The organism is Cryobacterium sp. MP_3.1, from assembly GCF_035984795.1.
Classification (GTDB): domain Bacteria; phylum Actinomycetota; class Actinomycetes; order Actinomycetales; family Microbacteriaceae; genus Cryobacterium; species Cryobacterium zongtaii.
Genome location: NZ_JAXCHV010000037.1, coordinates 17387 through 33435, shown reverse-complemented (window position 1 = coordinate 33435; position 16049 = coordinate 17387). Strand labels below are relative to the sequence as shown.

The 16049-nt window shown below is 68.2% G+C and carries 18 protein-coding genes; 12 read left to right on the top strand and 6 right to left on the bottom strand.

The features are described 5' to 3' along the window. Positions 1–136: 136 nt before the first annotated feature. Positions 137–1102: an SDR family NAD(P)-dependent oxidoreductase gene (locus RCH12_RS16685; protein ID WP_327017615.1), complete on the bottom strand. Its 966-nt coding sequence runs from the start codon at positions 1100–1102 to the stop codon at positions 137–139. Between the two features lie 54 nt (positions 1103–1156). Here RCH12_RS16685 and RCH12_RS16680 point away from each other — a divergent pair, with 54 nt between their 5' ends. Further along, complete coding sequence (locus tag RCH12_RS16680) at positions 1157–1762, top strand: TetR/AcrR family transcriptional regulator (RefSeq protein WP_103430900.1); 606 nt, start codon at positions 1157–1159, stop codon at positions 1760–1762. A gap of 182 nt (positions 1763–1944) precedes the next feature. On the opposite strand, the gene RCH12_RS16675 is transcribed toward RCH12_RS16680, so the two are convergent. The 4 genes from RCH12_RS16675 to RCH12_RS16660 form a co-directional block, all read right to left on the bottom strand. Beyond that, positions 1945–3042: an acyltransferase family protein gene (locus RCH12_RS16675; RefSeq protein WP_327017614.1), complete on the bottom strand. Its 1098-nt coding sequence runs from the start codon at positions 3040–3042 to the stop codon at positions 1945–1947. Positions 3043–3614: 572 nt separating this feature from the next. Then, positions 3615–4007, bottom strand: a complete 393-nt coding sequence (locus RCH12_RS16670) for a hypothetical protein (protein ID WP_327017613.1) — start codon at positions 4005–4007, stop codon at positions 3615–3617. Next, positions 4004–4462, bottom strand: a complete 459-nt coding sequence (locus tag RCH12_RS16665) for a hypothetical protein (protein WP_327017612.1) — start codon at positions 4460–4462, stop codon at positions 4004–4006. The genes RCH12_RS16670 and RCH12_RS16665 overlap by 4 nt, the downstream gene beginning before the upstream one ends. Beyond that, the gene (locus tag RCH12_RS16660; RefSeq protein ID WP_327017611.1) at positions 4459–5061 is read right to left on the bottom strand and encodes a PadR family transcriptional regulator; all 603 of its coding nucleotides are present in this window, start codon (positions 5059–5061) and stop codon (positions 4459–4461) included. The genes RCH12_RS16665 and RCH12_RS16660 overlap by 4 nt, the downstream gene beginning before the upstream one ends. A gap of 133 nt (positions 5062–5194) precedes the next feature. Here RCH12_RS16660 and RCH12_RS16655 point away from each other — a divergent pair, with 133 nt between their 5' ends. The 7 genes from RCH12_RS16655 to RCH12_RS16625 all read left to right on the top strand — a co-directional run bounded on the left by RCH12_RS16655 (position 5195) and on the right by RCH12_RS16625 (position 9745). Next, entirely contained in the window at positions 5195–5869 is a 675-nt protein-coding gene (locus tag RCH12_RS16655; RefSeq protein WP_327017610.1) for a TetR/AcrR family transcriptional regulator, read from the top strand. Further along, positions 5866–6633 carry a DUF6544 family protein gene (locus RCH12_RS16650; protein ID WP_327017609.1) on the top strand — a complete coding sequence of 256 codons (768 nt, stop codon included), beginning with the start codon at positions 5866–5868 and terminating at the stop codon, positions 6631–6633. The genes RCH12_RS16655 and RCH12_RS16650 overlap by 4 nt, the downstream gene beginning before the upstream one ends. A gap of 123 nt (positions 6634–6756) precedes the next feature. Then, positions 6757–7008 (top strand): Sec-independent protein translocase subunit TatA, encoded by a 252-nt coding sequence (tatA, locus tag RCH12_RS16645; RefSeq protein WP_327017608.1) that lies wholly within the window; start codon positions 6757–6759, stop codon positions 7006–7008. Between the two features lie 6 nt (positions 7009–7014). Then, positions 7015–7815, top strand: a complete 801-nt coding sequence (gene tatC / locus RCH12_RS16640; RefSeq protein WP_241990496.1) for a twin-arginine translocase subunit TatC — start codon at positions 7015–7017, stop codon at positions 7813–7815. A gap of 34 nt (positions 7816–7849) precedes the next feature. Beyond that, a complete protein-coding gene (locus RCH12_RS16635) occupies positions 7850–8167 on the top strand; it encodes a Sec-independent protein translocase TatB (protein WP_103430894.1) in 318 nt (105 codons plus the stop codon). Next, the gene (locus RCH12_RS16630; protein ID WP_165789037.1) at positions 8164–8766 is read left to right on the top strand and encodes a fumarylacetoacetate hydrolase family protein; all 603 of its coding nucleotides are present in this window, start codon (positions 8164–8166) and stop codon (positions 8764–8766) included. Before RCH12_RS16635 ends, RCH12_RS16630 begins: the two co-directional genes overlap by 4 nt. 10 nt (positions 8767–8776) lie before the next feature. After that, complete coding sequence (locus RCH12_RS16625; RefSeq protein WP_327017607.1) at positions 8777–9745, top strand: acetylxylan esterase; 969 nt, start codon at positions 8777–8779, stop codon at positions 9743–9745. A gap of 32 nt (positions 9746–9777) precedes the next feature. Here the strand turns inward: RCH12_RS16625 and RCH12_RS16620 are convergent, their stop codons facing one another. Beyond that, positions 9778–10461, bottom strand: coding sequence for a FadR/GntR family transcriptional regulator (locus RCH12_RS16620; protein WP_241979902.1), 684 nt, complete (start codon positions 10459–10461; stop codon positions 9778–9780). Positions 10462–10749: 288 nt separating this feature from the next. On the opposite strand from RCH12_RS16620, the gene RCH12_RS16615 reads away from it, so the two are divergent. The 4 genes from RCH12_RS16615 (at position 10750) to RCH12_RS16600 (ending at position 16043) form a co-directional block, all read left to right on the top strand. After that, positions 10750–12240 carry an ABC transporter substrate-binding protein gene (locus RCH12_RS16615; protein WP_327017606.1) on the top strand — a complete coding sequence of 497 codons (1491 nt, stop codon included), beginning with the start codon at positions 10750–10752 and terminating at the stop codon, positions 12238–12240. 61 nt (positions 12241–12301) lie between these two features. Beyond that, the gene (locus tag RCH12_RS16610; protein ID WP_103430889.1) at positions 12302–13255 is read left to right on the top strand and encodes an ABC transporter permease; all 954 of its coding nucleotides are present in this window, start codon (positions 12302–12304) and stop codon (positions 13253–13255) included. Positions 13256–13257: 2 nt separating this feature from the next. Further along, complete coding sequence (locus RCH12_RS16605; RefSeq protein ID WP_103430888.1) at positions 13258–15243, top strand: dipeptide/oligopeptide/nickel ABC transporter permease/ATP-binding protein; 1986 nt, start codon at positions 13258–13260, stop codon at positions 15241–15243. Next, positions 15240–16043: an ABC transporter ATP-binding protein gene (locus RCH12_RS16600; protein WP_103430887.1), complete on the top strand. Its 804-nt coding sequence runs from the start codon at positions 15240–15242 to the stop codon at positions 16041–16043. The genes RCH12_RS16605 and RCH12_RS16600 overlap by 4 nt, the downstream gene beginning before the upstream one ends. The last annotated feature ends 6 nt before the right edge of the window (positions 16044–16049 follow it).

Below are 16049 nucleotides of genomic sequence, written 5' to 3'. Positions count from 1 at the left end.
AGTCGACGCATCGAGACAAAGACAGCCAAGGCGTCGGACAAGCTCTGAGTCAGACCAACCCGACCCCACATCCATCATCACTGACAAGCTCGACCAACGGACTGGTCGCGACGCCGGACACGCCGCCCATGGGCGGTCAGGCGGACGCGACCAGCCCGGCGGACACGTCCCACAGCCGGCGGGCGGTGTCCGGGTCGAGCGCGTGGGGGAGCACCCCGTGGATGCCGTCGACGATGGCGGGCACCACGGCCGCCGGGTGGCAGTCCTCGTAGTAGCCCGGCGTTCCCGCGCCGAGCGTCGCCCGGGTGGCCACGAACACCGAGGTCGCGGCTCCCTGCGCAGCGCTCTTGCCCGGATACCGGCTCTTCATCCCCGCCAGCACCTCGGGGTCCCAGTGCCGCTGCAGGTTCGTCCAGATGCCGCCCGGCATCAGGGCGGCCGCGGCGATGCCGTCATCCGCCCACCGCCGGGTGGCCTCGAGGGCGAACAGCACGTTCGCGGTCTTCGACTGCCCGTACGCCAGCGACGAGTCGTAGGCATCCCGCTCAAAGAACAGGTCGTCGAACCGGATGCCGCTCGAGCCGTGCCCGCTGGAGCTCACCGCCACGATCCGGGCCCCGTCGGCCGCGGCCAGCGCCGGGTGCAGCGCCGTCGCGAGAGCGAAGTGACCCAGGTGGTTCACCGCGAACTGCATCTCCCACCCGGCGGGCGTCCGCAATTCCGGGGTGTGCATGATGCCGGCGTTGATGACCAGGATGTGCAACGGGCCCGACCACCCCGCCGCCAACGCCCGCACCGTGCCCAGGTCGGCCAGGTCGAGGTGGGCCACCCGCACGGCACTGTTGCCGGTGCTCGAGCGGATCTCCTCCGCGGTGCGGGTGCCGGCCGCCAGATCCCGCACCGCGAGGGTGACGCTCGCGCCCGCAGCGGCCAGCGCCCGCGCGGTCTCCACCCCGATGCCGGAACTGGCCCCGGTCACCAGGGCGGAGCGTCCGCCCAGGTCGAGGCCGCGCACCACGTCGAGTGCGGTCGATTCGGCCCCGAAGGGCGATCGGGAATCGGGGGACAGGGGCTGGGGCGGGAGTTCACTATTGGACTTCACGGTCCATTCGTACCACACCCTGGACCGTGCGGTCCAGTACGCTACGATCGACGCATGGAGGAGACGAAGATCACCGCGCGGGGCCGGGCCACCCGCCAGCGGATCATCGAGGCCACCGGAGAGCAGATCCTCGCCGCGGGCATCGGCGGCACCACCCTGGACACCGTTCGTGCCGCCACCCTCACGAGCAAGAGCCAGCTCTTCCACTACTTTCCCGGCGGCAAGACCGAACTGGTGCGCGAGGTCGCGACCTGGGAAGGGCGGCAGCTGCTCGCGGCGCAGGAGCCCTACATTCACGACCTGAGCACCTGGGAGTCTTGGAACGCGTGGCGCGCCGCGCTGGTGGACTACTACCTCGGCCTCGGTCGGTGGGCGTGCCCGATCGGGTCGTTGGCGACGCAGGCCGCGATGACCGACCCCGACCTCGAAGCCTTCTTCAGCGCCAGCATGGCCGAGTGGCGGGACACCCTGGCGGCGGGCGTGACGAAAATGCAGGCCGGCGGGCTGATCGACCAGGCGGTCGACCCCCAACGCATCGCCGTGGTGATCCTCGCCGCGATCCAGGGTGGCCTCGTGCTCAGCCAGCCGATGCGCTCGGCCTGGCCGCTGGAAGCGGCCCTCGACTCGGCGCTCGAGCCGTTGCATCAGGCGGCAACCTAGTTCGGCTTCCCGGTGCCCCCGGCCGACGCCGAGTTGCCGCACAGTGCCGCATGGCAAGCGTCGAAGGGGCGCTTTGCCCGAAGTGGCCGAGCGGAATCTGCGCGAGTTGCCGAAAAACACCTAGTCGGGCGTCCCGAACGGGGAATGTGAAGCAACTCGGGGTGGTGCGCGAACCGGCAGCGCTACCTCGCTGAGCCGGCACCGACGGTGCTCGAGCGGCGGAGCCGGTACCGGCCAGAGACCACCCCGATCAGCCACTCGATCGGGCCCTTGCCCACAAACCGCCACCAGAGGATCCCCACGATCGGCACGCCGATCACGAGCACAAGCCAGGCGACCGGGTCGGTGCTGCCGTAGCTGATCCCGTTGTCGGCCATCCACCCCACCACGGCCACCTGGAACACATACAGCGACAGTGAGATCGAGCCGATCGCCTCGAACGGCAAGAACACCGCACGCACCACGGCCGCGGTTCGCCGCCCCCGCAGCGACGCGAGCAGCATGATCACGCCCAGCACCCCGAGCACCAGCCCGGCATCGTGCAGGGTGTCGAGGTAGCTGCCCGACGGGCTGAACTCCGCCCCGGTCGCGCCGCGCCAGAGCGGCCCGAGCCACCAGGCGGGCACGGCGATCGCCAACAGAATCCAGCCCGCCCGGCGGCCACCGAAACGGATGCGGAACAGCAGCGCCCCGAACAGGAACCACGGCAGCAGGTTGGTCACCCGGTAGTGCGGGCTGAGGAAGAGCCATTCGAGGAGGAAGCTCGCCGGGGTGCGCTCACCCACGGTGATCAGTGGACCGGTGGCGGCCAGCATCAGCTCATTGAGCGGGGCGCCGAGCACCAGCACCGCGGCCAAAACGGCGACCAGCGCCCGGGTGCCCAGCAGCACCAGCGGGGTGCCGATGGCGAGCACGATGCCCAGGAACGAGAGCACTATCGCGATCCAGCTGCCCCAGGTGGCCAACAGCAACCCGAGCAGCACCAGGATGGCGCCCCGGACGACGTTCTGCAGGATCACCGTTCGTTGCGCGGATGCGGTGCCCGCCTTGGCCAGCACGATCGCCGCCGCGGCGCCCATCGTGGTGGCGAACAGGGGGGAGGCCACATCGTTCAACTGGCCCTGCAGGAAGGCCGTTGCCGCGGGCTGGTCGAACATCAGCGGTCCGGCGTGCGCGATGAGCATGGCCAGGATGGCGACGCCGCGTGCCACATCGGGCACCAGGAACCGGTCCCGCTGCAGACGGGGCGCGACCGGGGTGACTACGGCGGAACCGGCCATCCGTTCACCTCTCGAGTGTGGTCGTTCGGGAGAACACGCCAACGCGGTCCCCGATTGCATGTGCGTTCACCGTACTGCAGGTTGTGGCCTGTGGCCTGTGGCCTGTGGCCTGTGGCCTGTGGCCTGTGGCCTGTGGCCTGTGGCCTGTGGCCTGTGGCCTGTGGCCTGTGGCCTGTGGCCCGAGCTCGCGGGCAGGCCCGAGAGTACCTGCTTCGGCAGACCCGGCACCGATGGCGCACGTGGGCGGTGGCTGGAGGCACCCAGGCCGCCTCGACGGCCTAACGATCGCGTCGCCGCGGCTGTTCGCGGCACGGTTTATCCCCGGCGGCACGGTTTATGCCCGGCGGCACCCGCTACAGCGCGTGCCGCCGCGACGAGTGCGTGCCGCCGCGACGAGTGCGTGCCGCGGGGGCGAGTGCGTGCCGTGGGGGCGAGTGCGTGCCGCGGGGACGAGTGGGCGAGTGCGTGCCGCGGGGAAGAGCGCGTGCCGCGGGGGCGAGTGCGTGCCGCGGGGACGAGTGCATGCCGTGGGGGCGAGTGCGTGCCGGGCCGGGCCGCCCGAGCGGGCCGGGTCAGCCCAGCGCGACGAGCACCGTGAGGCCGGCCAGCACCGCGCAGAGGGGCGCCATGGTCCACCGCTCCGGCCGCGACCGTGAGACGGCATTGAGCACGATGCCGAGCAGGAAATAGCCGGCCAGGACCCAGGTCGCTACGATGACGAACCCGGGCCACGGGATGACGTCGGCCAGTCCGGCGCGCTGCACAACGAGCACCCCGAAGATCAGGTAGAGACCGATCGACGTGGCACTGCCCAGGCGTTTCCGGATGGGCAGCACCCGGTCCTGCCCGCCCCAGGCGAACTGACCCAGTGGCGCCCCGGCGATGAGTGCGGCCTGGAAGACAATCAGACCGGCCATGAGCACACAGAACAGCACGGCCGCGCCGGTCACCACCCCGGCGCTCACCGGGGCACCCCCGTCGGCCCGGCCGGTGGGCCTTCTCGCTCACTGAGCGCCAGAAGCAGCGTCAGACCGAACAGCACGGCCGTGAACGGGGCCCAGCCGAACCGTTCCCAGGGGCTGGATGAGGCCAGGTTCATGAGCACGCCCAGCGCGAGATACCCCACCAGCGCCCAGGTGCCCCAACGGCTCAGCGCGGGTGGCACGCGCATCCCGAACCCACCTCGAGCGAGCACGATGACCGCGGCGATGACCCAGATCACCGCGCTCACGGCGCTGACCATCCGCAGCTCGGCCGGCAGGGTGCCCGCATTCGCGCCACCGAGCGCGGCGGCACCGAACGGTGCACCGAGCATCAGGCTGATCTGGAAGAGCACGACAACGAGGAACCCGAGTGCGACGGCACCGGCGGTTCGCCGCCGCGGGAAAAGACGGCGCGCGGCGGTCGATCCGGCGCTCATGGGTGCTCCCCGGCGGGGGTGGCGGCGGGGGTGGTGGAGGCGGCGGCGGCGGCGGGCGGGACCGCCGACGCCAGGCCGTCCAGAACACGCAGCGCCTCATCCGCCCAGTCGAGCGAGGCACGCGCGGCATGCTCGCCGGCGAGCACGGTGAGGAGAATGTACGGCGCATCCGGGCCGGTGTCGGCCTGCAACTCCTCGTGGATGCGGCGCATCTCGGCGAGTTCGGCCTCGGCGGTGGCCCGCGTGTCCGCCACGAGTTTCCGGCAGGCCTCCTGACCGAGTTGGCGCCCGAAGAACAGTCGCAGCAGCACACCGTTTCGCGGTTTCACCGGCTGGGGGTCCTCGGCGAGCAACTCGCGCAGGCGCTCGGTGCCCAGCGGGGTCAGGGCGAACGTCGACGAGCCGGCACGGATGGCCGCCTGGCGCTCGATCAGCCCGTCGCGCTCGAGTGCGGTGAGCGCGGGGTAGATCTGCCCGAAGCTCTCCGCCCAGAAATGCCCGAGGGCATCCCGGATCTGCTCGCGCAGGGCGTACCCGGTCATCGGCGCGATGCTCAGGCCGCCGAGAACGGCCATCCGGGTCTGGTCTGTCGTAGCCATCACGGGACTCCTTATATCTTTTAGATATATTTACCAGATAGGCAGACCGAAAGCCAGTCTTCACGTCGCTAAACTTGCCATAGCGTTACGAGTAGTAACGATATTCAGGGACCGCCGGCAGTGGGGAGTGGCGATGGCACCGGACGACGTGGCGGCCCGACCGCAACGAGGGTCGGCGCGAGAGCGCGGGCGACCGCGGCATCCCGATGTCGACGCGGCCATCATCGCCGCGGCCCTCGATCTGCTCGGTGAGGTCGGCTACGCGGGCTTCACCATCGCCGGGGTAGCCAGGCGGGCCGGGGTGGGCAAGCCGACCGTGTACCGACGGTGGCCGCACAAGTCCCAGCTCGTCGTCGAGGCGATGGTCACGCAGATGCCGGGGGAGACCGGCGTGCGCGTCGGCAGCGTCGCCGAACAGCTGCTCGATTACGCCACCCGGCTGTCGGTGACGCTCACACACACGCCGCTCGGTCGGGTGCTGCCCGGACTCGTCGCCGAGATGGCGACCGACCCTCAGCTCGCCACGAGCTATCGCACCCTGATCATCGAGCCCACCCGACGGCTGTGGCGGGATGCCGTGCAGCGCGGTATATCCACCGCTGAACTACTGCCGGACACCGATGTCGAGTTCGTGCTCGACGCGCTGGCCGGCCCGCTGTACGTGCGGGCACTCATCACCGGGGCACCCGCGAACCCCGATGCGCCACGGCTCGCCGTTCAGCTTGTACTCGCCCGCTACGGGATGGCGCCGGCCCACGGCGCGCCCCGGCACCCATACCGCACCGGGAACGCGGGGGCCACGCCGTGACGGCCAACCAGGTGCCCGGCGAAGCCCGGCAGGTGAGCGGAGCGTGGCGCCAGCTGCTTGCCCGACCAGCCCCGACCGAGACCTTTGCGCCTGAGCTCGTGGCGCAGCTGCCCGAACCCGCACGGCGCTGGCTGACTCACGCCATCCCCACGGGAACGCCCCTCTCCAGCTCGGTGCAGCTGACCATGCGCGGCGAGATCAGGCTCGGCGTGTGGCGGAGGTTCTCCGCCCGTCAGATTCTCGTTCCCGGCGTCGGCTACATCTGGGCGGCCACGGCCTGGGTGGCCGGGCTGCCGGTGCGCGGCTTCGACCGGTTCACCACCGGCACCGGGGAGATGCGCTGGCGGATGCTCGGGCTCTTTCCTGTGGTGACCGCCGGCGGCGTCGACGTGGCCCGTAGCGCCGCAGGGCGACTGGCCAGCGAGATCGTGCTCGCCCCCATCGGCTTCCGCACCGCGGTCTGGACGGCAGGCCGTTCGGCAGATCACGTCATCGGCACGTGGCAGATCGACGGCGAAGCGGAATCCGCCGAACTGCACATCGGGCCGCGGGGTGAGGTGCAGTCGGTGTCCCTGTGGCGCTGGGGGAACCCCGGCGGGGCGCCTTTCGGACGATATCCCTTCGGCTGCACCGTGCACAGCGAGCAGGAGTACGCGGGCCTGACACTTCCGGCCACGTTTACCGCGGGGTGGGGGTGGGGTACTGCTCGGCAAGATGAGGGTGAGTTCTTCCGCGCTCGCATCACCGCGGTGGTGCTGGGCTGACGCCGAAGACGGTGAAGCTCGGCCTGAAATCGGCCAATGATCCACATTCCCTTGCATTCCCGACGAATTCCAGTAGCGTATGACGTCAGACGTTCTACATCCCACAGACGAGAGGCGAAAATCATGCTTGCAAACCTCACCGGATGGCACATGGTCATCATCCTGGCGATTGTTCTGCTGTTGTTCGGCGCCCCCAAGCTCCCGGGCCTGGCCCGCAGCGTCGGCCAGTCGATGCGCATCTTCAAGAGCGAAGTCAAGACCCTGAAAGACGACGACGGCACGGATGCGACCGACCCGGCCGCCGAGCTGACCCACCCCGGCACCCCGGTTGCCGAGCCCATCCCGCTCCCGACGCGCGCCTCCACCCGGATCTGACCCATCGTGACCACCGTCACGAAGGTGAAGTCCGCCCGGGACGGGAAGATGACGCTGGGTGGACACCTGATCGAGCTGCGCAAGCGCATCACCCGGGCGGCTATCGGAATCCTGTTGGGCGCGATCGTGGGCTGGATGCTCTCCGAGCCCGTGCTGGACGCGCTTCGCGTTCCGATCGGCAACATCGCCCAGGCCCAGGGCCGCGCCTCCGAGCTGAACTTCACCACCATCTCCGAGGCGTTCGACCTGCGGATGCAGATTGCCGTCACCGTGGGCGTGGTGATCTCCTCACCGATCTGGCTGTACCAGATCTGGGCATTCTTCATGCCGGGCCTGGCGCGCCGGGAGAAACAGTTCGCGATCGCCTTCGTCGCCTCCGCGGTGCCGCTGTTCCTGGCCGGCTGCTCGGCGGGCTGGTTCGTGCTGCCCAACATGGTGGCGCTGCTGACCTCGTTCGCTCCGGAGGACTCGGCGGCGATCATCAGTGCCAAGGGCTACTACGACTTCGTGCTCAAGCTCGTGGTCGCGATCGGCATCGCCTTCGTGCTGCCGGTGTTCCTGGTGCTGCTCAACTTCGCCGGCGTGCTGAGCGCCACGTCGATCCTCGGCTCGTGGCGGATCGCCATCGTGGTGGTGATCATCTTCACCGCCGTCGCCACCCCCGCCGCCGATGTGATGTCGATGTTCATGCTCGCCGTACCGATGATCCTGCTGTACTTCGTGGCCGGTTTCATCGCCTGGATCCACGACCGGCGGGCCCGTAAGGCCGCCGACCGGATCGACCAAGAACTGGCCGGCCTTCGATGACCGGCCGGTCGACAGCAGCGAAGGAGTACCCGCCATGTTCGGATTGACGTTCGACAAGCTCATCATCATCGCGATCATCGCCGCGTTCCTGCTCGGCCCCGAACGCATCCCGCACTACGCCGCGATGCTCGGCCGGTTCGTGCGCAAGGCCAAGGAGATGGCCGACGGCGCCAAGGACCGTCTCAAGGACGAGATGGGCCCGGAATTCGACGACATCGACTGGAAGAAGCTCAACCCCCGCCAGTACGACCCGCGCCGGATCATCCGCGACGCCCTGCTGGACGAGTCCCCGCGCGACCCCGCCACCCCAGCCACCCCTGCCACCACCCTGATGAAAGGCTCCACCCCGTGAAGATCGCCCGCACCAGCACCCCCGGCCTCGTCGTAGGCATCGGCCACAACGCCGATCCGCAGGCGATCCTGCCCGTGCAGGCCTGGCTCAAGTCGGTGCGCACCGTCGCCAACGACGGTGACCAGATCGTGCTGGCTGCGGATGCGGGAACCGTCGTGGCCGAGGGCGAGCTCGCGGTCGTCATCGGCCGCACGGCCAGCCGGCTGACGGTGGAAAACGCTCTGGAGCACGTGCTGGGCTACACGATCGTGAACGACGTGACCAGCGCCGAGCGCAACGCCGTGGACAACAAGAACTTCGAGAGCAAGGCCGGCACCAACTACACCCCGCTCGGCGCCTGGATCGAGACCGAGATCGCCGACCCCGAGAACCTCGAGATCATCGTGGAGGTCAACGGCCAGGTCGTGGCCAGCTCCGGCACCTTCAACCTGCCCTCCCGGGTGGTCGACACCCTCGTCTACGTCACCCGCTGGATGACCCTCGAACCCGGCGACGTGGTGATGACAGGGTCGCCGAACACCGCGGCCGAGCTCAGCCCGGGCGACGAGGTGGCGATCACCATCCCCGAAATCGGCACGCTGCGCAACACGGTCCGCTGAGAGCGCCCGGATGCTGTTGGACCTGCCCGAAGCCGCGCTGCACGACTACCGAAGCGCGCAGGTGGACCCAGACGATTTCGACGAGTTCTGGGCGGAGACCCTGCACGCCTCCCGCCGGCATCCGCTGGCCCTCGAGGTGCAGAAGATCGACGCCGGCCTGGTCACCCTCGACGTCTACGACCTCACCTTCTCCGGCTTCGAGGGAGAACGGATCAAGGCCTGGCTGCGGGTACCCGCAGGCACGACGGATGCCCTGCCCACGATCGTGCAGTTCCACGGCTACGGCCGGGGCCGCGGCGATGCCATCGAGAACCTGCTCTGGGCCTCCGCCGGCTACGCGCACCTGGAGCTGGACACCCGGGGACAGGCCTGGAGCGGCTCGCGAGGGAGCACCCCGGACAGTGCCGGCTCTGGGCCCCAGGTTCCCGGGTTCCTCACCCGGGGCATCGACTCACGGGAGACCTATTACTACCGACGCCTGATCGTGGACGCCGTGCGCCTGGTCGACGCCGTGACCGAGCTGCCGACCACGGATCCGGACCGGGTGATGGTCACCGGCATCAGCCAGGGCGGCGGGCTGGCCCTGGCCGTCGCCGGCCTCGTTCCCGGCCTGCGGGCCGTGGCCGCGCGCGTGCCGTTCCTGTGCGACTTCCCGCGGGCGATCATGATCACCGACCGCGATCCATACAAGGAGATCGCCAACTACCTGTCCTGGTATCGCGGTAAGGCCGACGCCGTGCTGCACACCCTGTCCTACTTCGACGGGGTCAACTTCATCACCCGCGCCACCGCGCCGGTCTGGCTGTCCGCGGCGTTGATGGATCCGATCTGCCCGCCGTCGACGGTGTTCGGTGCCTACAACGCCTACGAGGGCCCCAAGGAGATCACGGTGTGGCCGTTCAACGGCCACGAGGGCGGCGGGGTCGACGACGAGCAGCTGGTGCTCGACATCGCCCGCCGGAGCCTCTCCGGCGACTAGCGGGCAGCCAGCAGTACAGCTAGCCGGTACCGCTAGCCGGCGACGGTCTGCAGCGCCGCCTTCTCGAGGGAGCGACGCAGCGGTTGGTAGTGCGCGATGACCGCTTCGCGATACGCGTCGAGGTCGCCGGCCTTGGCCGCATCCAGCATCGCGCCGTGCGCACGCGCCGTGTCGTCGATATCGGTGGCCGGGGCGATGCCGAGCTTCGGGTACAGCACGGTGTTGATCTCCCAGAACGCGGTGACCAGCTGGCCTACCAAGGTGTTGTCCAGGTAAGCCAAGAGCCGGGTGTGGAAGGCCAGGTCTTCCTCGGCGAAGGACTCGCCGGTCGCGCTCTTGGCGACCATGGTGGCCACCAGGCCCTCGAGGATCTCGTCGGTGCCGCCGTGCAGCGCATCGATGATCTGCTGCGCCATGACGGTGTCGAGCGCCTCGCGCACCTCGATCACCTCGCGGAGTGCCGCGAAGTCATCCTGCGGCCGGAGTACGCCCCGGAACACGAGCCCCTCCACCAGGGGCGCCAGCGACAACTGGCCGACATAGGTGCCGTAGCCGTGTTTGACTTCCACGATGTCCAGCGCAGCAAGGGTCCGAATCGCCTCGCGAACACTCGACCGGCTAACTCCCAGTTCAGCGCAAATTTCGGTTTCGGTGGGCATCAGGTCGCCCGATTTGAGCCCCTTGGTCAAGATAAAGTCTTTGATCTGGTCGGTCACGGAACTGCGTTTCCGCGACGTTTCGGATGCGAAAACTCCTGATTTCGACTTGTCATGATTTGGCATCCGATGCTTGACCTTTCACTCGAGTGTGTATAACTTCAGTTTATCACGTAGGACGTCTGACGTCTGATTTAGCTTTCCGAACACAAAAAAACGAGAGGCAATCTGATGCTCCAAGAATCACTTCAGGGGAAGACTAGCCGTAGGGTCTTCCTCCAGGCCGCAGGCGCCATGGGTTTGGTGGCGACACTCGCCGCCTGCAGCGGCCCCGCGTCTACCAACAGCGTGGCACCGACCAGCTCCGAGGGCCCCGGTATTGACAAGAATGGAACCATTGAGGCGGGCATCTCCTACGCCCTCTCCACCGGTTTCGACCCGATGACCACCACCGGCGCCGTCACCGTCGCCGCCAACTGGCACGTGCTCGAGGGCCTGGTCGAACTCGACCCGGTCACCCGCGAGGTGTACGCGGCGCTCGCCGCCGACCTGCCCACCGTGAGCGGCAAGACCGTCACCGCAAAGCTGCGTGACGGCGCTGTGTTCCACGACGGCACTCCGGTAACAGCAGACGATGTCGTCTTCTCGTTCCAGCGTGTGCTCGACCCGGCGAACGCGTCGCTCTACCTCACCTTCCTCCCGTTCGTCGACTCGATCGCCAAGGTCGACGCCAACACTGTGAAGATCACGCTCAAGCAGGAGACCGCCCTCGCGCTGGAGCGTCTGTCGGTCGTCAAGATCGTTCCCAAGGCACTGGTGGAGGCCGACAAGGTCGCCTTCGACTCCCTGCCGACCGGAACCGGCCCGTACAAGATGCTGTCGGCCGTCAAGGACGACAAGATCATGTTCGAGCGCTTCGACGCCTACACGGGCTCCCGCCCGGCCCTGGCCGCCGCGATGACCTGGAACCTGCTCTCGGATGCCGCTGCCCGCGTCACCGCCGTGCAGTCCGGTCGGGTGCAGGCCATCGAGGATGTGCCCTACATCGACGTCGCCTCGCTGAAGGACGCCACCGTGGAGTCGGTGCAGTCGTTCGGCCAGCTGTTCATGATGTTCAACACCTCGGTCGCCCCGTTCGACGACAAGCGCGTTCGCCAGGCGTTCCGCTACGCCATCGACTACGAGAAGCTCATCAACACGGGCATGCTCGGCCAGGCCACCGCGGCCACCAGCTACCTGCAGAAGGAGCACCCGTCGTACCAGAAGGCCAAGACGGTCTACACGTACGACCTGGCCAAGGCCAAGAAGATGCTCAAGGCCGCCGGGGTCGACGGACTGTCCATCACGCTGCTGGCCACCGACACCAGCTGGGTGAAGGATGTGCTGCCGCTGATCAAGGAGGACCTCGACGCCGCCGGCATCGCCACCACCATCGACTCCAACCAGTCCGGTGCCCAGTACAAGACCGTCGACGAGGGCAACTACACGGTGATGGTCGCCCCCGGCGACCCGTCGGTGTTCGGTAACGACGCCGACCTGCTGCTGCGCTGGTGGTACGGCGCCGCGACGGTCTGGCCCACCAAGCGGTACCGCTGGGCCGACTCCGCGGAGTTCGCCACGCTGACCGGCTACCTCGACGACGCCATGGCGACGTCGGATGCCGCCGAGCAGAAGAAGCTGTGGGGCAAGGCCTTCGACCTCATCGCCGACGAGTGCCCGGTCTACCCGCTCGTGCACCGCAAGCTGCCGACGGCCTGGAACGAAGACGCCATCACCGGCTTCAAGCCCGTGGCCTTCACGGGCCTGTCCTTCCTGGACGTCGCGCGCACCGCAGAGTAATCCACCCGGGGGCCGGCCGGTGGCCGGCCCCCACCCCATTTTCTTTCTAGAGGAGACAATTGTGACCGCGTTGCTCAGGCTCATGGCCCGACGAATCGCCGTGCTCCCGATTATGATCCTGGGCATCACCGCCCTCGTCTTTTTCGTTATGCAACTCGCGCCGGGAGATCCGGCCATCAACGCTCTCGGGGAGAGCTCGTCGGAGACCGCCAGAGAGGCCTATCGCGAAGACGCGGGTCTCAATGACCCTCTGATCGTGCGCTACCTCACCTTCCTGGCCAACCTGGTGCAGGGCAACCTCGGCGTCACCGTTCCGCCGGCGAGCAAGGTGACCACCCTGATCGGGTCGGCCTTCCCCCTCACCGTGCAGCTGACCATCATGGGCCTGCTGATCGCCGTGGTGCTCTCGCTCACGCTCGGCGTGACCGCGGCCCTGTACCGCGACCGCTGGCCCGACCAGCTCATCAGGGTGGTGTCCATCGCCGGCATCGCGGTGCCGTCGTTCTGGCTCGCCATTCTGCTCATCCAGAACTTCGCCCTGGGCCTGGGCTGGCTGCCCACCGGCGGGTACGTCAACATCAACGACTCCTTCACCGGCTGGCTGGGCACCATGATCCTGCCGGCGATCTCGCTCGGCATCCCCGTCGCCGCCTCCCTCACCCGGGTGGTGCGCACCTCGATGGTCGAGGAGCTCGACCGGGACTACGTGCGTACCGCTATCGGCAGCGGCCTGCCGCGCAGCGTCGTGGTGAGCCGGAACGTGCTGCGGAACGCCCTCATCACCCCCGTGACGGTGCTCGGCCTGCGGGTCGGTTACCTCATCGGAGGGGCCGTCATCATCGAGGTCATCTTCGACCTGCCCGGCATGGGCAAACTCATCCTCAACGGTGTGACCAACAACGACATCAACCTGGTGCAGGGCGTCACCCTCACCGTGGCGCTGGCCTTCGTGGTCGTCAACATCGTCGTGGACATGCTGTACCTGCTCATCAACCCACGGATTCGGACGGTGTAACGATGCGTCGATCACTCAACGCGCGACTGAGCGTGCCGGCCCAGCGCTTCGGCGCCATGCCGCTCGGCTCCAAGGTCGCCCTCGCCTTCTTCGGTCTCGTGGTGCTGCTCGCGGTCCTCGCACCGGTCATCGCCCCGTTCGACCCGCTCAAGTCGGGCATCCCGGCGTTGCCGCCCTCGTTCGAGCACCTCTTCGGCACCGACCGCAACGGCCGCGACATCTTCTCCAGGCTGCTCTACGGCGCCAGGTTCTCCCTGGCCATCGGCCTGGGGGCCACGTCGCTGGCTCTCATCGCCGGTGCGATCATCGGGTCGATCGCCGCCACCGCGTCCAAGTGGCTGAGCGAGACCATCATGCGCATCCTCGACATCATCATGTCGTTCCCCGGCATCGCCCTGGCTATCGTCTTCGTTGCCGTCTTCGGCAAGGAGCTGCCGATCCTGATCTGCACGATCGCGTTCCTCTACGTTCCGCAGATCGCCCGGATCGTGCGCGCCAACGTGATGGCCCAGTTCGGCGAGGACTACGTCTCCGCCGAGCGGGTGATGGGTGCCCGACTGCCGCACATCCTGTTCTGGCACGTGGCCCGTAACTGTGCGGCCCCGATCATGGTGTTCGTCACCGTGCTGGTGGCCGACGCGATCGTCTTCGAAGCGAGCCTCTCGTTCATCGGCGCCGGCGTGCAGGACCCCGCCCCGTCCTGGGGCAACGTGATCTCGTCCGGCCGGAACCTGCTGCTCAGCGGCGGTTGGTGGGCCACCTTCTTCCCCGGCATGCTCATCCTGATCACGGTGTTGTCGCTGAACATCCTCGCCGAGGGCCTCACCGACGCCCTGGTGAAGCCGGCCGCGAAGAACGCCAAGGCCGTTGCCGCCGTGTCCGCTGCCGACAGCGCCACCACCACGACAGTGTCCGTGGTGGAGACCGCCGCGGCATCCGTGCCCCTCGAGATGCACCTCGCCCAGCTGCGGCTGATCGAATCGACCCGCACCGACCGGCTGGTGTACACCGGTGATGCGGCCCCGCTGCTCGAGGTGAAGAACCTGAGCATCCGCTTCCCGAACCGGCACGGCGACATCGCCATCGTCGACAACGTGAGCTTCTCGGTTCGCCCCAGCGAGACGATGGCCCTGGTCGGCGAGTCCGGCTGCGGCAAGAGCATCACCAGCCTCGCCATCATGGGGCTGCTGCCGGACACCGCCGAGATCACCGGGCAGATCCTCTTCGAGGGTCGCGACCTGTTGACCATGCCGCGCAAGGAGCGCCAGGCGCTGCTCGGGCACGAGATGGCGATGGTCTACCAGGATGCGTTGAGCTCGCTCAACCCGTCGATGCTCGTCAGCACCCAGCTGGGCCAGCTGATCAAGCGCGGTGGCACCCGCAGCGCCACCGAGCTGCTCGAACTCGTGGGCCTGGACCCCGTGCGCACGCTGAAGAGCTACCCGCACGAGCTGAGCGGCGGACAGCGCCAGCGGGTACTGATCGCCATGGCGCTGACCCGGGACCCCAAGCTGATCGTGGCCGACGAGCCCACCACCGCGCTGGACGTGACGGTGCAGGCGCAGGTCATCGACCTGCTCAACGACCTGCGCGAGAAGCTCGGCTTCGCGATGGTGTTCGTCAGCCATGACCTTGCCCTGGTCGCGGAGCTGGCGCACCGCATCACCGTCATGTACGCCGGCCAGGTGGTGGAGTCCGCTCCGACCACGGCGCTGCTGATGAGCCCTCGCCACGAGTACACCCGGGGCCTGCTCGGTTCGGTGCTGTCCATCGAGGACGGCGCCACCCGGCTGCACCAGATCCCCGGCACGGTGCCCTCGCCGCGTGACTTCGCCACCGGCGACAGGTTCGCGCCACGGTCAAGGAGCGGCGACGCGATCCGGGCCACCCGCCCGGAGCTGCGGCCGATCACCGGCACCCTGCACCTTGTGTCCACCCACAACGATGCCCTGCTGGCACCGGATGACGAACTGGAGACCACGCGATGAGCACCGGCACTGAGATTCTGCGACTCGACGACATCCACGTCATCCACACCGCCCGCACCGGAACGCTGTTCCGCCGGGACAAGGTGCACGCCGTCAACTCGGTGAGCCTCACCCTGAACCGCGGCGAGACCATCGGCATCGTGGGGGAGTCCGGCTGCGGCAAGTCCACCCTCGCCCGGGTGATGGTCGGGCTGCAGGAGCCGACCAGCGGCACGGTGTCGTTCAAGGGACGCAACATCGTCAAGCGCGACCGGGCCACCGCGAAGGCGTACGGCAAGGCGGTGTCCATCATCTTCCAGGACCCGTCCACCGCCCTGAACGCCCGCATGAGCGTGCACGACGTGCTGATGGACCCGCTCCGGGTGCACGGCATCGGCACCCTGGCGCAGCGGGAAGCGCGGGTGCGGGAACTGCTCGACCTCGTCGGGCTGCCCGCCTCCACCAGCGATGTGTTCCCCGGTCAGGTCTCCGGCGGCCAGCGCCAGCGGGTGGCCATCGCCAGGGCGCTCGCGCTCGAACCTGACATCATCATCGCCGACGAACCGACCAGCGCCCTGGATGTGTCGGTGCGCGCCCAGATCCTCAACCTGTTGAGCGACCTGAAGGTGGGCCTCAACCTCGGCATGGCGTTCATCTCGCACGACATCCAGACCGTGCGCTACGTGTCCGACCGGATCGTCGTCATGAAATCCGGACGCGTCGTGGAGGAGGGACCCGCAGAGCAGGTCTTCACCACCCCGAGCGATCCGTACACCCGCACCCTCCTCGGTGCGGCCCCCAGCCTTCTCATCCATAACTAAAGAAAT

Coding starts and splice junctions, on each gene's coding strand:
- RCH12_RS16680 (WP_103430900.1), top strand. CDS start 1,157: ATGGAGGAGACGAAGATCACCGCGCGGGGCCGGGCCACCCGCCAGCGG.
- RCH12_RS16675 (WP_327017614.1), bottom strand. CDS start 3,042: ATGGCCGGTTCCGCCGTAGTCACCCCGGTCGCGCCCCGTCTGCAGCGG.
- RCH12_RS16665 (WP_327017612.1), bottom strand. CDS start 4,462: ATGAGCGCCGGATCGACCGCCGCGCGCCGTCTTTTCCCGCGGCGGCGA.
- RCH12_RS16660 (WP_327017611.1), bottom strand. CDS start 5,061: ATGGCTACGACAGACCAGACCCGGATGGCCGTTCTCGGCGGCCTGAGC.
- RCH12_RS16655 (WP_327017610.1), top strand. CDS start 5,195: ATGGCACCGGACGACGTGGCGGCCCGACCGCAACGAGGGTCGGCGCGA.
- tatA (WP_327017608.1), top strand. CDS start 6,757: ATGCTTGCAAACCTCACCGGATGGCACATGGTCATCATCCTGGCGATT.
- RCH12_RS16635 (WP_103430894.1), top strand. CDS start 7,850: ATGTTCGGATTGACGTTCGACAAGCTCATCATCATCGCGATCATCGCC.
- RCH12_RS16625 (WP_327017607.1), top strand. CDS start 8,777: ATGCTGTTGGACCTGCCCGAAGCCGCGCTGCACGACTACCGAAGCGCG.
- RCH12_RS16605 (WP_103430888.1), top strand. CDS start 13,258: ATGCGTCGATCACTCAACGCGCGACTGAGCGTGCCGGCCCAGCGCTTC.
- RCH12_RS16600 (WP_103430887.1), top strand. CDS start 15,240: ATGAGCACCGGCACTGAGATTCTGCGACTCGACGACATCCACGTCATC.